This window comes from Sulfitobacter undariae (assembly GCF_014196805.1).
GTDB lineage: Bacteria > Pseudomonadota > Alphaproteobacteria > Rhodobacterales > Rhodobacteraceae > Sulfitobacter > Sulfitobacter undariae.
Map to the genome: position 1 here is coordinate 376,392 of NZ_JACIEI010000001.1, position 15,032 is coordinate 391,423.

Below are 15,032 nucleotides of genomic sequence, written 5' to 3' on the forward strand. Positions count from 1 at the left end.
GGCTCGCTCTGCTGGAAACTCCCAATTTATGAGCATTTAAACACATGTTTTAACTACTGTTAAAATTATGCTGTGTAGATTTCGAGATTTTTGTATCATCTTTATATCTCGGTGTTAGTATTTCAACATACGCCCACTTCCAGCCCATGAGAAGGATCTGAAATGTTGAATTCAAGAAGACTAGCATGTGCAACGATTGTTGCAGCCAGCATCGCAAGCGGTGTGATGGCGCAAGATGTTGTTAGGATTGCATCGCCCAACAAGGTCACGGTACTTGATCCTATCGCCTCGGCTGCTGCGGGTAATATCGAAGCCTTTGGTCAGCTTTATGCACGCCTGTTGCGCAGGGACACCAGCGGGGCGTTGCAGCCTGCGCTGGCCGAAAGCTGGACCGTTTCAAAAGACGGGCTGACCTATACCTTTGAATTGCACGATGCCAAATTCTCGGATGGCACCGACATTACGGCGCAAGATGTGGCATTTAGCCTGAACCGCGTTGCCAAGGACGAAGCCTCTTCTTATCCAGCTGCTTTTGTGCCTGTTAAGGCATTTACCGCAATTGATGATGATACCGTTGAATTGACACTGGAATATCCAAGCGCGCCGATGCTGTCGTATATGGAAATTTTCAACGCGGGTATCGTCAGCATGGATGACGTGCAAGCGCGGGGCGATGAGGCGTTTTTGACCACACCTGTCAGCTCTGGCCCTTTTATGGTTGAGGTGTGGAAGCCGAACGACCGTCTGATCCTGAAGGCAAACCCATATTACTGGCGTGAAGGCTACCCCAAGGTTGCGGGCGCTGAATTGATTGAAATCTCGGATGATAACACACGCGGGTCGATGATCATGGCGGGTGAAATCGACGCCAATCGCGGTGTACCGTTTGCGCAAGTGGACGAAATGAACGCAAATGACGGTGTGACTGTTCCGCTTGAACCGTCAACGTTGATTTACGAAATCATGCCAAACCATGCGGTTGCGCCGTTTGATAACATCAATGTGCGCAAAGCGGCTGCAATGGCTTTGCACCGTGAAGCGATGGTAAAGGCGATGACGTTGGGCAAAGCCGTGGTTGCAAACAGCACACTGCCAAATGCGCTGACCTATTATGCCGCTGATGTGGCCGCCCCTTCTTATGATCCCGCGGCTGCGCGTGCGTTGTTAGAGGCAGAAGGGGCATTGGGGGCCGAGGTCACGTTGATGGTCACACCCCAGTTTGAACAAGCCGCGACCCTTCTCAAAGCGCAATGGGATGCCGCAGGTTTTAAAACCTCGGTTGAGCGTGTGGACCCCGGCCTGTGGTGGGACCGCCTGACAAAAGGTGAATATCAGGTCACAGTAAACTGGTGGTACAATGAAACCGAAGACCCAGATTTGGCGGTGCGTTGGGCCGTTTGCGGCACGTGCGGAAATAAATCCTACTACACAAACTACAACAACGAAGAAGTGAACGCGATGGTCGAAGCGGCCTTGCGTGAGCAGGATGATACCAAACGCAGTGCGATTTACGGCGAAATTCAACGCATCTCGACAGAAGAGCTGGCACAAATTCCGCTCTATTACCCGCCCTTCGCCAATGCTTACTCCACCCGTATCAAAGGTCTGACCCTGACGCCGTCGCTTCAGTGGACTTTGGAAGAAGCCGAATTCGTTGAGTAATCCAACATTTCCGGCCCGACGCTAATCGGGCCGGATTTCCTTTGGTGGAGTGACCCCTTGAAAAGCCTGCGTTTTATCGTCTCCAGAATGTTGCAGTCTGTGCCCGTTTTGTTTGGCGTCAGTATTGTGACTTTCCTTCTTATGATTGCCACGCCGGGTGATCCGATCCGCCTGCTGGTCGGTGTGCGCGCCTCAGAGGAAACGATTGCCTTGATCCGTGACCGCTATGGTCTGGATGATCCGATCTTGTCGCAGTATTTCACCTATCTGGGAAATCTGTTGCAGGGGGATCTGGGGGCATCGCTGCGCTTTAAGGTGCCTGTGTCTGATCTGGTCGGGCAGTTTTACCCCGTCACGTTGTTTCTGGTGGTCTATTCTATCATTCTCATTTTGCCGCCTGTGGTTGTTTTGTCTGTTTGGTCAGCCAAACGGCCCAACGGTCTGGCTGATCAGGTGATCCGCGTTCTAGGGGTGATGGGGCTGGCGATTCCTGTGTTTTGGATGGCATTGCTGCTTGCACGTTTCTTTGGCGTGACGCTGGGGTGGTTCCCTGTCAGCGGCTTTGGCGATACATTTATCGAACATCTGCACCATTTGTTTTTGCCTGCACTCTCCACTGCGATCTGGGTGATCCCGATCCTGACCCGCAACCTACGTTCGGCGTTGTTGGATGAGATGAACCGCGATTACGTGCTGGCGGGCATGTCTAAAGGGTTGGGCGAGGCCCAAGTGTTTCGCACCCATGTTTTCCCCAATTCGGTTTTGCCAACACTGAACCTGTTTGCGGTGATTGTGGCCTATCTGCTGGGCGGTTCGGTGATTGTCGAAACCGTTTATGCCGTGCCCGGGATGGGCAAGCTGATGGTCGATAGCATTCTGGCCCGCGATTATTTTGTCGTCCAAGGTGCGACGCTGGTCTTTGCGCTGACCACGATTGTTGTGATGCTGGCCGTTGATCTGATTTCTGGCCTTATCGATCCGAGGATTAACACATGAAGATGTCTCCTATGTTCCTGTGGGGTGCTGGTCTGGTTGCTCTATGGGGTGTGATTGCGCTGGCGGCTCCGATGCTTGCGACACATGATCCTTACGCAATTGATTTCGAGGCACTGTTGCAAGCGCCCAGTGCGCAGCATTTCTTTGGCACCGATAACGTGGGCCGCGATACGTTTAGCCGTGTGATATATGGGGCGCGGCTGGCGCTTTATATCGGGATTTTGGGGGTTATTGCGCCCATGTTGATCGGCATGGCAATTGGCCTGACCGCAGGATATTTTGGGGGCTGGGTGGATTCAATCGCCATGCGTGTGGTGGATGTGGCTGTGCCTTTCCCCTTCTTTGTCTTGGTTCTATCCATTGTCGCTGTCTTGGGGCCGGGGATTGAAAATTACTTCATCGCCTTGGCGCTTGTGGGGTGGGTTGGATATGCCCGGCTGGCCCGCGCCGAGGCTATTGTGCTGCGTAGTTCTGAATTTGTCATGGCGGCGCGTACTATGGGGTTTTCCCACCCCTATATCTTGTTCCGCCATGTGCTGCCCAATGCTTTGTCGCCTGTGGTGGTCTATATGATGACCGACGTCACACTGGTAATCCTGTTTGGGGCGGCGCTTGGGTTCTTGGGTATGGGTGTTGCGCCGCCTGCCGCTGAATGGGGTGTGATGATTTCCGAGGGGCAGATTTATATCTCAACCGCGTGGTGGATCAGTTTCTTCCCGGGGCTTGCCATGGTTCTGATTGGTGTCGGTTTTGCGCTGATGGGTGACGGATTGGCTAAAATGCTAAGGATTGAACGATGAACCCGCTGTTGAGTGTCCGCAACCTCACCGTGCGTTTTGGTGAAACAACTGCTGTTGATGACGTATCCTTTGATCTGCCACGCGGTGGTGCGCTGGGGATTGTCGGGGAGAGCGGGTCTGGCAAATCAGTGACCTGCCGTGCGTTGATGAAACTGCTGCCATCAGTGGCCAAAATTGACGGAGCAATCACATTTGACGGCGATGATATCCTTGGCGCGTCCGAGGCCAAGCTGAACACCCTGCGCGGCAAACGCATCGCGATGATATTCCAAAGCCCCGCCTCGCATTTGGACCCGTTGATGCGCATAGGGGATCAAGTGGCAGAAACCCTGCGTAAGCATACTGATCTAAAGGGCCGCGCCATTCAGGACGAAGTGCTGCGACTGCTGGATGTGGTGCGTATTCCTGACGTGCAACGCTGTGCACGGGCCTATCCGCATGAACTCTCTGGTGGGATGAAACAGCGCGCCATGATTGCGGGTGCGTTGGCGTGTAAACCCGATCTGTTGCTGGCGGATGAGCCGACAACGGCACTGGATGCCACCGTACAGAAAAGCGTTCTGGACTTACTGGCCGAGCTGCGGCGCACCCAAGGGCTGTCGATGATATTCGTCAGTCATGATCTGGGTGCTGTGGCGCGGGTTTGTGATGATGTGCTGGTCATGCGTAAATCCAAGCTTGTTGAAACAGGCAAGATCAGAGACGTGATCGAAAACCCGCAGCATGAATATACACAAATGCTGATTGCCTCCCATCCGGATCGACTTAGGCTGCATAAACCGCAAGACGTGGCCCGCGCCGCGCCGTTGTTTGAGGTGAAAGGCGTCCAAATCAGGTATGGTGGCGGCAGTATTCTGGACAGCTTGATGGGGCGTGAAGGCGGGTTTGTTGCTGTCAAAGGCGCAAGTTTTTCGGTTCAGCGCGGCGAGGCATTGGGCATTGTCGGTGAAAGCGGATCGGGCAAAACGACATTGGCGCGTTCGCTGGTGGGCTTGGTCAAAACCGCCAAAGGCGAAATCCTCTATGAGGGTAGCCCCGCAGAACCAACAGGCCGCAATCGGGCGGCTTATCTGCGTGACGTGCAACTGGTTTACCAACATCCTTATGAGGCGCTGTCGCCTCGTATCTGTATCCGTGATGCCATCGGTGAACCGCTGCGGCGGCACAAGCTTTGTAGCCCGAAAGATATCCCTGCCAAAGTCGCCGATCTGATGCAGCAAGTCGATCTGGCTCCCGAGTTGGGCGACCGCCTGCCGGCGCAATTGTCAGGCGGGCAATGCCAACGCGTCGCAATTGCCCGCGCCCTTGCCATGGACCCGCGTGTTTTGATTGCGGATGAGGTGACATCGGCGCTGGACGTGACATTGCAAGCGCAGGTAATGGATTTGTTGATCCGTCTACAAAAGGAGCGCGGCCTAACCATGATTTTTATCAGTCACGATTTGGCGGTGATCCGCAGGCTTTGCAATTCGGTGATCGTGATGCGGCAAGGTGAAATTGTTGAGGCGGGGCCAACGGCTGACGTCTTTGATAGTCCAACCCAAGATTACACCCGCACGCTGATTGATGCGATCCCACGGTTGGATGCGGCGCCCGCATGACCCAAGCAGGAAAACCAATCGAAGGCACCGTTTTGGAGCGGGTTGCACAGGCGCGGAACCTTTCCAAAAGTGAAAGCGCAGTGGCGATGTGGATTGAAGCAGAGCTGATGCAAGTGCCGTTTGATACGGCCGGGGAACTGGCCAAACACGCAAATGTTGGTGAAATGACGGTCACGCGATTTGTGAGGCAGTTGGGGTATAAGAATTTTAAAGAGTTCAAAGTCGCCATTAACTCGGACCTGAGAACCGCACGTGAAAAAGACGATGATCTGCGCCAGTTGCGCATAGCGATCCCTGTCACAACCCAAGACGAATTGGCCCAGCAGCTGGAGTTAGAGCTCGCAGCGATTGTCGAGGTCTACCGCCTTGCGACAACCGATCAGTGGCACGCCGCCATTGATGTTGTGATGCAGGCGCGTCACATCAAAGTGTGCGGCTTTCAGGGCTCTATGGGTTTGGCTATGGATTTTGCGACACGGCTAAAATACGCACGCTCCGGTGTGCGCTACACATCGGGGATCAGCGGGAACTGGTCAGAAATTTTTGCCGATGACGTGGAGGATAGCTGCGTCATTCTTGTGGATACGGTGCCCTATGCTGCAGCCTCTGTGCGAATTGCGCAACTGTGTCTGGATCGTGGTATCCCCTTGATCACCGTCACGGACCGTTATGACCCATGGCCCCGCCAATACACACCACATGCGCTATCGGTCAGCACCGTGACCAAGACGTTTTTGGATAGCACGGCAGGATTGTCGGCTTTGCTGAACCTCATATTGAATGGCGTTACCGCACGTTCAGGTGATGGTGCTGTGACCCGTGTGAAGGAAATGAGCACGCTTGGTCAACATTTTGAAGCTTATACATTTGATCCGGGTACACAAAGCCGCCCGACGACACGCACCAAAAGGAAATCCCGTTCATGACTGTCAAACCCCGCGCCCGTGACATTGGTCTCACCTTCTCTGGAGTGACTGGTCCCCATAACGCGATCACTGATGTGCCCGGACTGACAGTGGGGTACAGCACGATCATCGAAGAAGCGGTTGAAGGTAGGCACAAAGGCCTGTGCACAGGGGTGACAGCGATCATCCCTCGTGGCGGATCGGGCAGCATCCAGCCTGTTTGGGCGGGCCTGAATTCGTTCAACGGGAATGGAGAACTGACAGGCGGCCATTTGATCAACGATCTAGGCTGGTTCTTGGGGCCGGTTATGATCACCAATTCCCACGGCGTAGGGATGACCAGCCATGCGACAGTCGGCTGGATGGTTGAGCGTTATCAAGAGATTTTCGAGAAGGATCACATGTGGTGCCTGCCCGTTGTGGGGGAAACATATGATGGATCACTAAACGATATCAATGCACGCGGGGTGCAGGAACATCACGTGCTTGAGGCGCTCAATTCTGCAGTTAGCGGGCCGATTGCCGAAGGCAATGTGGGCGGTGGCACGGGGATGATCGCCTATGAATTCAAAGGCGGCACAGGGACTGCGTCGCGTAAGGTTACCGTGGCGGGTGTGGAATATACCCTTGGCGTTTTACTGCAGGCCAATCACGGCATCCGTAACTGGTTCGAAGTGTCGGGTGTACCCGTAGGCCAACACATGCGCGATGATCTGCTGTTTGAAAAAGAGCAGGGTTCTATCATTGTAGTGATCGCCACTGATGCGCCATTGTTGCCGCATCAATTGAACCGTTTGGCGCGGCGCGGTTCCATTGGGATTGGCCGAAATGGCACCAAAGGCGGACACAGCAGCGGTGATATCTTTATGGCGTTTAGCACCGCTAACGGTCAGGATAATCCGTGGCATACTCCAGACGTGATGACATTGAGCGCGTTAAGCGACACCCATCTTGATCTGTTTTATGAGGCCGTTGTGCAGGCAACAGAAGAAGCCGTGCTGAATGCGATGATCGCCGCTGAAACCCGTACTGCCGTAAAACCCGCTGGTAAAACCGTGCGTGCGATTGATCATGCAAAACTGGTTGCGCTTGTACAGAACGGCACCAAGTCACTGTAACGATTGGGTGGTGCGTTCCAGCAGGTCTTTGAGGGCTGCGATACGGGCAAAGCTGGATCGTCGTTGGCGGGCGATCAGCCATAGGTCATGAAAACGTCTTTTGGGGAGTGGGACAATGGCAAGGTCTTGTTGCCGTGCAAAGGCATCGACGCCTGATTTCGGTAGAATAGTATAGCCCAACCCCTCTGCAACAGGGGCTGGGATTTGGCCTATCTGGTTGATAAATGTCCGCACTCTCAGGAAATCAGCGCCTTTGTAGGTGTCACCAAAATTCAGCGATAGCAGATCATCCGCATAGGAAAACCCGTCGGGATGCGCCACAAAACCAAGGGTGTTTAACCGATCGAGGCTTAGGTTCGTCGCGTCAAAGCGGGCTGGCAGCACAAGGCATAGCTCTTCGCGGGCCAATGGGGTGGCGTGTAGGCGGGGGTGGTCGGATTTCTCGGATATGATCCCCAGATCTAACGCGTCTTTCAGAACACCCGCAACAATGCTTGCCTGTGGTGCTGCCGTCAGATGGATGCATAGGTCAGGTGCGTGTTTCATATGTGCCAAAAGATGCGGATAGGTCCAAAGCGCCATACTGCCCGAACACCCGATACGGACATCCCCGACGTTTGGATCATCCACTTCGATGCTTTCGCGCAACGCGCGTTCTTGCGTGCGGCGTGCTTTGCCCACCTCCAGCACAGCACTGCCAGCGGATGTGAGGGTAAAGGATTTACCCTCTTGCAGGATCAGCGGCTTGCCCACCTGCGTCTCTAGCTTGCGCAGATGTTGGGACACGCCGGGTTGTGTCATGCCCAAACGGTCAGCCGTTTTGGTGAAATGGCCAATTTGGCAAAGTGTGGTGAAGGTTTCGAGCCACGTGGCGTTCAGCATGATTATATCATTTTGTTATTAAGTTTATCAGTAATGATAATTTTTAATGGCGTCGCGGTCCAGCTATATCGGAAGCAGACCGTTACAAAGGAAAAACAGATGACACCCACTCCACGCTCTTTCTCGCATATCGGCTTGTCCGTTCCTGATCTGGATAAGGCGATTGAATTTTACAGCGACATTCTTGGCTTTTATGTGATCATGGAAGCCACCAAGATCATTGAGGATGACAGTGACATCGGCCAGATGTGTACGGATGTTTTTGGTGCGGGGTGGGGCAGTTTGCGCATTGCGCACCTCGCCACTGCTGACCGCATCGGGTTCGAACTGTTTGAGTTTGAAGGTAATTCAGAGCCAGAGCAAAACCTCGATTTCCGCAAACACGGTACATTCCACTTTGCGATCCAAGACCCGAACCTGGAAGATTTACTGGCCAAAATCGTGGCGGCCGGGGGCAAGCAGCGCATGCCTGTTCGCACTTATTTCCCTGACGAAAAACCCTACCGCATGGTCTATGTCGAAGACCCTTTTGGCATCGTGTTTGAACTGTATAGCCACAGTTATGAGTTGACCTATTCGGCAGGCGCTTACGCCTAATGCACTGGTCCAGCGCATTCACTATGCGTCACGCAGCGTAGATTTCATCGGCAACAGGCAGGGCGTCTATATTTGGCGCGTTGGAAACTGCCGATGATCTGACCGCCAGTTCTGGTTGACAAAGCTCCATGCATCTATAAATCCAGATATATGGATAAAGAAAACGCTCTTGATGCCTTCGCGGCGCTTAGTCAGTCCACGCGCCTTGATGTGTTTCGCCTGCTGATCAAAGCGGGCGAGGCTGGTATGCTGGCAGGGGCGGTTAGTGATGCGCTTGATGTCCGGCAAAATACCATGTCGGCGAACCTTGCGATTCTGGCGCGTGCAGGGCTGATCCGAAGCCAGCGTGAAGGGCGTAGCATTCGATATTTTGCAGATATGGGGGGCCTGCGTGGGCTTCTTTCCTTCTTGATGGAAGAGTGTTGCGGGGGAAACCCGCAGATGTGCCAACCCATTCTGGATGAGCTCTCTTGTGCATGTTGATTTGCTCTCCCTTTACTCATTACTGAAAGCCTAACATGACCGATACATCACCACAGGCCGCCGCAGGGCTGGGCACTTTTGAACGCTGGCTCTCGGTCTGGGTGGCCCTTGCCATCGGCGCTGGGCTGCTGTTCGGCAACCTGTTTCCCGAAGCGTTTTTGTTTCTTGCGTCACTTGAGGTCGCATCCGTCAATTTACCGGTGGCAGTGCTGATTTGGGCGATGGTCTATCCGATGATGGTTGGCGTTGATTTTTCTACCTTGCGACAAGTGGGGGATAAGCCGAAGGGATTGGTTATCACACTGGTCGTCAATTGGTTGATCAAACCTTTTACCATGGCCGCGCTGGGTGTGTTGTTCTTTGAATATGTGTTTGCGGGACTGATCCCGCCCGACGATGCATCAGCCTATCTGGCGGGGGTGATCCTGTTGGGCGCGGCCCCCTGTACGGCGATGGTCTTCGTCTGGTCAAACCTGACGCGCGGCGATGCAACCTATACGCTGGTGCAGGTCAGCGTGAATGATGTGATCATGGTGTTCGCCTTTGCCCCGATTGTGGCGTTTTTGCTGGGGGTCACGGATATTGTGGTGCCGTGGGGCACGCTGATGATATCTGTTGGCTTGTATGTCTTGCTGCCGTTGCTGGCGGGCTATCTGACCCGCAAGGGTCTTGTAGCTAACGGGGGCGAAGCGGCGGTTGATGCCTTTAAATCGCGTGTGCAGCCGTTCTCGATCTTTGGTCTGTTGGTGACGGTTGTGCTGTTGTTTGGGTTTCAGGGCGAAGTGATCCTTGATCGCCCCTTGGTCATTGTACTGATTGCCATACCGCTGTTGATCCAGTCCTATGGTATTTTCTTTATCGCTTATGGGGCGGCACGGGCGTGGGGTGTTCCGTTCAATGTCGCGGCCCCCTGCGCGATGATCGGCACCTCGAATTTCTTTGAGTTGGCAGTCGCCGTGGCGATCAGCCTGTTTGGCCTCGGCTCAGGCGCGGCGCTGGCGACGGTTGTGGGTGTGTTGGTCGAAGTGCCAGTGATGCTGTCGCTTGTCGCCTTTGCCAATCGGACACAGCATTGGTTCCCACCTGCGAAGTAAGCAGTGAGCGTCGCGGGCAGATCAAACATGGATCATGCTGTTTTTGCCAACATCTTATAAAGCGCCGCGACCGAGGCAGCGTTATCCGCAAAAGGTTGGCCTTGCTCGTCTAACAGGTTGTTCTCAAACCCCACACGCAGTGTCCCGCCGCGCCGTGCGGCTTGAGTGAGGCATTGATGTTCTTGTTGGCCGAAGGCGCAAACCATCCAAGACGCCGCGCTGTGCCACTGCTTCAGAAAGGGTGCCAGATCGCTGGGGCTGGATCTCTGGCCTTGCGTATAGCGGCCCAGCACAAAGATCACCTCACTTTGATCGGGCCGCACGATGCCTTGAGCCTGCCAATCGGCGAGCAGAGCAATGTCGTCTGTGTTGTAGATAATATGCTGCACTCTGGTGCAATTTTCAGCACACGCGCCATAGAGGTGATCGGCGAGTTCGGGAGAGCGGGCGATTTCACGTATAGAGACAGAGGCCCAGCGTGGCTTAACATCTTGCAAACACCTCATTTGCGTTGCGACGTCAAAAACCCCTGCGGCCTCTGTTGTGATCTGGACGGGCATGTCAGGTAGTGCAGAGGTCAGTGCGGCCAGCGTTTCCAGATAGCGGCCTGCATCCAGCGAATGCGCGCCCTGTTCGTCACGCACATGCAAGTGTAAAGCATCGGCGCCAGCACTGTGACAGGCCGTTGCTGTCGCGACAATGTCGTCTATTGTGATAGGCAGGGCAGGGTGATCCGCTTTGCCGCGCCTTGCGCCGTTTGGGGCCACCATGATGAAAGGTTTTTGCACGTGATATTGCCCTTATGGCTGCAATGGGTCTGTCCTGCAATCTGGGTGAACGACCGGTACTGTCAATAGGCAGATACCTCATGTAACGATAACCTCTGGAATTGACAGGGTCGCGCGCGGTTCTGGCTTGTTGGGTGGAGTAAGGGACTATGATCTACCAGAAACCTATGCGCAAAGCGGTGCGCTGATGATGCCGCATAGTTTAGGTGTGGCTGGCGTGCTTTTTGCGGCATTGGTTTGGGGCACAACGGGTGTCGCCGCCACGTTCGCGCCCGATGTCAGCGCGGTTGCGATTGGCGCCGCAGCGATGGGGATTGGGGGGCTGTTGCAGTGTCTCTATGCCGCCCAAGGTATCCGCCGCAATATGGCCAAGCTGCGGATGCAGTGGCGCTATCTGCTGTTGGGTGGCATCGCAGTTGCGATTTACCCCTTGGCTTTTTACGGGGCGATGCGGCTTGCGGGCGTTACCATTGGCAATGTTGTGACCATTGGCTCCGCGCCGCTAATTGCCGCTGTAATTGAGTTGGCCTTTGATAAAGCGAAATTATCGACGCGCTGGATGATCGGTGCTGCAATCGGATTGGTCGGGATTGTGTTGATCAGCATGGCGAAAGGTCACGATCTGGGCGGCGGGGCGCAGGATACAGTCTTTCAGGGCGTCCTCTTGGGCCTGATCGGCGGGGCGACCTATGCGCTTTATTCGTGGACCGCGCGGCGTGTGATGTTGAGCGGCGTGCGGTCAGATATCGCCATGGGCGCGACATTTGGCATCGGCAGCTTGCTGCTGCTGCCTGTGCTGTTGGCCACTGGCGCACCCTTGCTGGCGTCATGGGGGAATGCTTTTGTCGGGCTTTATCTGGCGGTTATTCCGATGTTCTTGGGGTATCTTAGTTTTGGCTATGGTCTGGCGCGTGTATCGGCCAGCACGGCTACAACCACATCCCTGTTCGAGCCTGTCGTGGCTGCCTGCCTTGCCGTTCTGATTGTCGCAGAGCGCCTGTCGGTTACAGGATGGATCGGTGTGGCGTTGGTTGTGACTTCGCTCTGTGTGATCACAGTGAAACGCAAGCCGCTGATATAGGTGGTCTCAACGCTGCTTAGGAATGGGTCTTTTCGCGTTTGAATTGGCCCGGCGAAACCCCGAATTCACGCCGGAACGCGCGCGTGAAATGGGATTGATCCTTGAAGCCAAAGTCCAGCGCAAGCCCCGCCAAATTCTCGGACGCGCCAGTTTTGCTTTCCAGTATCTTGCGACAGGTATGCAGGCGCACGGTACGGATATAGGCCGCTGGCGTTGATCCGATACCCGCAAAGCTGTTGTAGAGGCTGCGCCGCGAAATTCCGAATTCTTGGGCCAATTTGTCAGGGGTTAGATCGGGATCAGATTGCAAGTTCAGGATTTTTTTATGCCATGAGGGGGGCAGTTCACCCGCGTCCATTTCCATTTTGAAAGGAAGCTCCAAAGGCGCGCTGCGTTCTGTCAGGAGGCGGCTGGCAAGCTGGCTGGCGCAGCTCATGATATGGCCGCCTTCGTCATCTGTTTCCGGATCAGTGAGCAGCGTCATCAACATGGATTTCAATGCGTTCATCCCCGTTGAAGGCAGGTTGTGCCTGTCTGCGTCTCGGATCAGCACGCGATCCGAAAATGCATGGGAAGAGCGCGAAAAGCCAAGGATGAGTAGTTTAAAATCGCCACTAACGCGGAATTTATATGGGGTTGAGATGTCATAGAGACCGATGTCACCGGTTTGGAGCGTCACTGAACGGCCCGCTTGCTCGATGTCGCTGCGGCCGCCGATTTGCCAGACCAGTTTGCAAATATCTTCACCCGTTCTACCCTCAACCATCTCGCTCGTGCGTTCGGCGGTTAGGGGGGTGGCTGACAGAAGGGCTGTTGATGCGGATTGCCCACGGCATGCATTCATCCGTCCGGTAAATGCCCCTGACTTTGATGTAATGTCCAAACGCGCCAAGCTCGTTTCGAGTTCGCGTGCGAAGATGTCTGCATCGTTGGTTGCGATGCGTGAAATTGACGATCCGCAGTTGGCGACTGGATAATTTGCTTGTTCTAAACCCATAATACTCCTCCCCTCAGCAATGCTAGGGGAATTCAATCCAGCAAGCAAGAATGCATGATGAGCGCCTGACAAAGGCATTTTAGCCGCTTTATGCACGCAATGGCCAAAAATATGCACGCAGCGTCAATACAGCCCCGCATCCGCCTCGTCAGAGTAGAACATCTAGTTTTTGCTGGGGAATTGGCGGCAAAAACACCAAAGGGAGGAAGACATGAAGAATTCTAACAAGGACCAACTGTACCGTGATTTCAACGCAGGAAAACTGTCGCGTCGTGGATTTATCAGCCGTGCAGCCGCACTGGGCGTTGCAGCACAAGCTCCGTTTTTCCTAAGCGCTGCACATGCGGAGACGACAACGGCAGAAGAATATGACTACATCGTTATCGGCGCAGGGTCCGCAGGCTGTGCAGTAGCTGCGCGCCTGTCCGAAGACCCCGCCAATAAGGTTCTGGTATTGGAAGCTGGCCCGTCAGATACCAACCAATACATCCACATCCCCGCGACATTCCCGTTTTTGTTCAAAACCGAACTGGACTGGGATTATGTGTCCGAGCCACAAGACAAGCTGGATGGCGGCACGCTTTACATGCCACGGGGTAAGGTGATCGGCGGCTGTTCCTCCATCAATGCGATGATTTATCAACGCGGCCATGCTTCTACCTATGACGCATGGGGGCAGAGCAACGCGGGCTGGAGCTATGCCGATCTGCTGCCGTTGTTCATGAAATCCGAGTCAAACTCACGGGGCGCATCCGAAACACATGGCGCTGATGGGCCGCTGAGCGTGACCGACCTGAATGACCCGAACCCGATTTCACTTGCGATGGTTCAAGGCGCTGGCGAAGCGGGTTTCGCGCTTAACGATGACTTCAATGACGGGGATCAAACCGGATTTGGCTTGTATCAGGTCACGCAAAAAGGCGGTTACCGCGCCTCGGCTGCGGTCAGCTATTTGCATCCTGCAATTGATGCAGGCCGTGTGACGGCGCAAGCCGAAGCAATGGTTACGCGGATTGAAACTGCGCAGGGTCGCGCAACAGGCGTGACCTTTATGGCGGATGGCAAAGAGCACACCGTGCGCGCCCGCAAAGAGATCATCCTTTCAGGTGGGTCGTTCAACTCGCCGCATTTGTTGATGATGTCGGGCATTGGGCCCAAGGCGCATTTGGAAGAACACGGCATCACCGTTGTGCATGATTTGCCGGGTGTTGGGCAAAACCTGCAAGAGCATTACATGATGCCTGTGGTTTACACCTGCACTCAAAAGGTCAGCCTGTCCCAAGCAGGAACAGAAGAACAAGGAGCGTTGTTTGCCGAAGGCAAAGGTTTGCTCACCTCCAACATCGGTGAAGCAGGCGGTTTCCTGACAGTGAACGAAGGTGCCGCTGCGCCTGATCTTCAGTTCCACTTTGCGCCTGGGTATTTCATTCAGGATGGCGCGGGTAACCCGACTGACGGTTCTGATGGGATGACAATCATGCCGTCTCTGGTGCAGAGCAAGGGCACAGGCTCGGTCACGCTGGTGTCGGCTGACCCTATGGTTAAACCCAAGGTGAACCCGAATGTGTTCCAGAACGAAGAGGATTATAAAATCCTGATCGAAGGCGTCAAAGTCGCGCGGGCAATCTTTGCCAGCTCTGCCATGGATGATCTGCGGGGAGAAGAGTTCTTGCCCGGAGCAGATGTGCAATCGGATGAAGACCTGAAGGCCTATATCAACAAATACATCCAAACCATCTATCACCCTGTGGGCACCTGCAAAATGGGCGATGATGACATGGCCGTTGTCGACAATGAATTACGCGTGCACGGCATCGACGGGCTACGGGTTGCGGATGCATCGATCATGCCAACGATCATCAACGCAAATACCAACGCGCCTACGATTGTAATCGGTGAGAAATGTGCCGAGCTGATCCGCTCGGCCTGATCACAGCATTAACCATGGCCGCGCCCGAAACGGTGCGGCCATATCGCGACGATAAGGGGCGGATTTATCATGCCCCAACGATACAGAAGAAAAAGGAG

At 54.5% G+C, this 15,032-nt stretch carries 14 protein-coding genes; 11 read left to right on the plus strand and 3 right to left on the minus strand.

The window, feature by feature from the left end:
- Positions 1-162 precede the first annotated feature (162 nt).
- From GGR95_RS01995 to GGR95_RS02020, 6 genes are read left to right on the plus strand one after another with little or no spacing between them, the layout of a single operon-like run.
- The gene (locus GGR95_RS01995) at positions 163-1,662 is read left to right on the plus strand and encodes an ABC transporter substrate-binding protein (RefSeq protein ID WP_184562229.1); all 1,500 of its coding nucleotides are present in this window, start codon (positions 163-165) and stop codon (positions 1,660-1,662) included.
- Between the two features lie 57 nt (positions 1,663-1,719).
- On the plus strand, positions 1,720-2,658 hold the full coding sequence (locus GGR95_RS02000; RefSeq protein WP_184562231.1) for an ABC transporter permease: 939 nt from the start codon (positions 1,720-1,722) through the stop codon (positions 2,656-2,658).
- Entirely contained in the window at positions 2,655-3,458 is an 804-nt protein-coding gene (locus GGR95_RS02005; protein ID WP_246423254.1) for an ABC transporter permease, read from the plus strand. Before GGR95_RS02000 ends, GGR95_RS02005 begins: the two co-directional genes overlap by 4 nt.
- Complete coding sequence (locus GGR95_RS02010; RefSeq protein WP_184562232.1) at positions 3,455-5,059, plus strand: dipeptide ABC transporter ATP-binding protein; 1,605 nt, start codon at positions 3,455-3,457, stop codon at positions 5,057-5,059. The genes GGR95_RS02005 and GGR95_RS02010 overlap by 4 nt, the downstream gene beginning before the upstream one ends.
- Complete coding sequence (locus GGR95_RS02015; RefSeq protein ID WP_184562234.1) at positions 5,056-5,985, plus strand: MurR/RpiR family transcriptional regulator; 930 nt, start codon at positions 5,056-5,058, stop codon at positions 5,983-5,985. Before GGR95_RS02010 ends, GGR95_RS02015 begins: the two co-directional genes overlap by 4 nt.
- Positions 5,982-7,082, plus strand: a complete 1,101-nt coding sequence (locus GGR95_RS02020) for a DmpA family aminopeptidase (RefSeq protein ID WP_184562236.1) — start codon at positions 5,982-5,984, stop codon at positions 7,080-7,082. Before GGR95_RS02015 ends, GGR95_RS02020 begins: the two co-directional genes overlap by 4 nt.
- Here GGR95_RS02020 and GGR95_RS02025 read toward each other — a convergent pair.
- Positions 7,074-7,964, minus strand: coding sequence for a LysR family transcriptional regulator (locus tag GGR95_RS02025; protein WP_184562237.1), 891 nt, complete (start codon positions 7,962-7,964; stop codon positions 7,074-7,076). The two genes, GGR95_RS02020 and GGR95_RS02025, sit on opposite strands and share 9 nt — an antisense overlap.
- Before the next feature lie 99 nt (positions 7,965-8,063).
- Here GGR95_RS02025 and GGR95_RS02030 point away from each other — a divergent pair, with 99 nt between their 5' ends.
- The 3 genes from GGR95_RS02030 to arsB all read left to right on the plus strand — a co-directional run bounded on the left by GGR95_RS02030 (position 8,064) and on the right by arsB (position 10,138).
- Positions 8,064-8,561: a lactoylglutathione lyase family protein gene (locus tag GGR95_RS02030; RefSeq protein ID WP_184562239.1), complete on the plus strand. Its 498-nt coding sequence runs from the start codon at positions 8,064-8,066 to the stop codon at positions 8,559-8,561.
- Between the two features lie 150 nt (positions 8,562-8,711).
- The gene (locus tag GGR95_RS02035; protein ID WP_184562241.1) at positions 8,712-9,044 is read left to right on the plus strand and encodes an ArsR/SmtB family transcription factor; all 333 of its coding nucleotides are present in this window, start codon (positions 8,712-8,714) and stop codon (positions 9,042-9,044) included.
- Between the two features lie 35 nt (positions 9,045-9,079).
- Positions 9,080-10,138 carry an ACR3 family arsenite efflux transporter gene (gene arsB, locus GGR95_RS02040; protein WP_184562243.1) on the plus strand — a complete coding sequence of 353 codons (1,059 nt, stop codon included), beginning with the start codon at positions 9,080-9,082 and terminating at the stop codon, positions 10,136-10,138.
- Between the two features lie 32 nt (positions 10,139-10,170).
- Here arsB and GGR95_RS02045 read toward each other — a convergent pair whose 3' ends face one another.
- Positions 10,171-10,926 carry a beta-keto acid cleavage family enzyme gene (locus tag GGR95_RS02045; protein ID WP_343042028.1) on the minus strand — a complete coding sequence of 252 codons (756 nt, stop codon included), beginning with the start codon at positions 10,924-10,926 and terminating at the stop codon, positions 10,171-10,173.
- A 130-nt stretch (positions 10,927-11,056) separates the two neighbouring features.
- Between GGR95_RS02045 and GGR95_RS02050 the strand changes: the two genes are divergently transcribed.
- Positions 11,057-12,007 (plus strand): DMT family transporter, encoded by a 951-nt coding sequence (locus GGR95_RS02050; RefSeq protein WP_246423255.1) that lies wholly within the window; start codon positions 11,057-11,059, stop codon positions 12,005-12,007.
- A gap of 16 nt (positions 12,008-12,023) precedes the next feature.
- Here GGR95_RS02050 and GGR95_RS02055 read toward each other — a convergent pair whose 3' ends face one another.
- On the minus strand, positions 12,024-13,004 hold the full coding sequence (locus GGR95_RS02055) for a helix-turn-helix domain-containing protein (protein ID WP_184562245.1): 981 nt from the start codon (positions 13,002-13,004) through the stop codon (positions 12,024-12,026).
- A 211-nt stretch (positions 13,005-13,215) separates the two neighbouring features.
- Here GGR95_RS02055 and GGR95_RS02060 point away from each other — a divergent pair, with 211 nt between their 5' ends.
- Complete coding sequence (locus GGR95_RS02060) at positions 13,216-14,934, plus strand: GMC family oxidoreductase (protein WP_184562247.1); 1,719 nt, start codon at positions 13,216-13,218, stop codon at positions 14,932-14,934.
- Positions 14,935-15,032: the final 98 nt, after the last annotated feature.

What these genes read in the sequence shown, in the direction of transcription:
- arsB (WP_184562243.1), top strand. Translation starts at nt 9,080, where the DNA reads ATGACCGATACATCACCACAGGCCGCCGCAGGGCTGGGCACTTTTGAA.
- GGR95_RS02025 (WP_184562237.1), bottom strand. Translation starts at nt 7,964, where the DNA reads ATGCTGAACGCCACGTGGCTCGAAACCTTCACCACACTTTGCCAAATT.
- GGR95_RS02015 (WP_184562234.1), top strand. Translation starts at nt 5,056, where the DNA reads ATGACCCAAGCAGGAAAACCAATCGAAGGCACCGTTTTGGAGCGGGTT.
- GGR95_RS02035 (WP_184562241.1), top strand. Translation starts at nt 8,712, where the DNA reads ATGGATAAAGAAAACGCTCTTGATGCCTTCGCGGCGCTTAGTCAGTCC.
- GGR95_RS02020 (WP_184562236.1), top strand. Translation starts at nt 5,982, where the DNA reads ATGACTGTCAAACCCCGCGCCCGTGACATTGGTCTCACCTTCTCTGGA.
- GGR95_RS02055 (WP_184562245.1), bottom strand. Translation starts at nt 13,004, where the DNA reads ATGGGTTTAGAACAAGCAAATTATCCAGTCGCCAACTGCGGATCGTCA.
- GGR95_RS02005 (WP_246423254.1), top strand. Translation starts at nt 2,655, where the DNA reads ATGAAGATGTCTCCTATGTTCCTGTGGGGTGCTGGTCTGGTTGCTCTA.
- GGR95_RS02060 (WP_184562247.1), top strand. Translation starts at nt 13,216, where the DNA reads ATGAAGAATTCTAACAAGGACCAACTGTACCGTGATTTCAACGCAGGA.
- GGR95_RS02010 (WP_184562232.1), top strand. Translation starts at nt 3,455, where the DNA reads ATGAACCCGCTGTTGAGTGTCCGCAACCTCACCGTGCGTTTTGGTGAA.
- GGR95_RS01995 (WP_184562229.1), top strand. Translation starts at nt 163, where the DNA reads ATGTTGAATTCAAGAAGACTAGCATGTGCAACGATTGTTGCAGCCAGC.
- GGR95_RS02030 (WP_184562239.1), top strand. Translation starts at nt 8,064, where the DNA reads ATGACACCCACTCCACGCTCTTTCTCGCATATCGGCTTGTCCGTTCCT.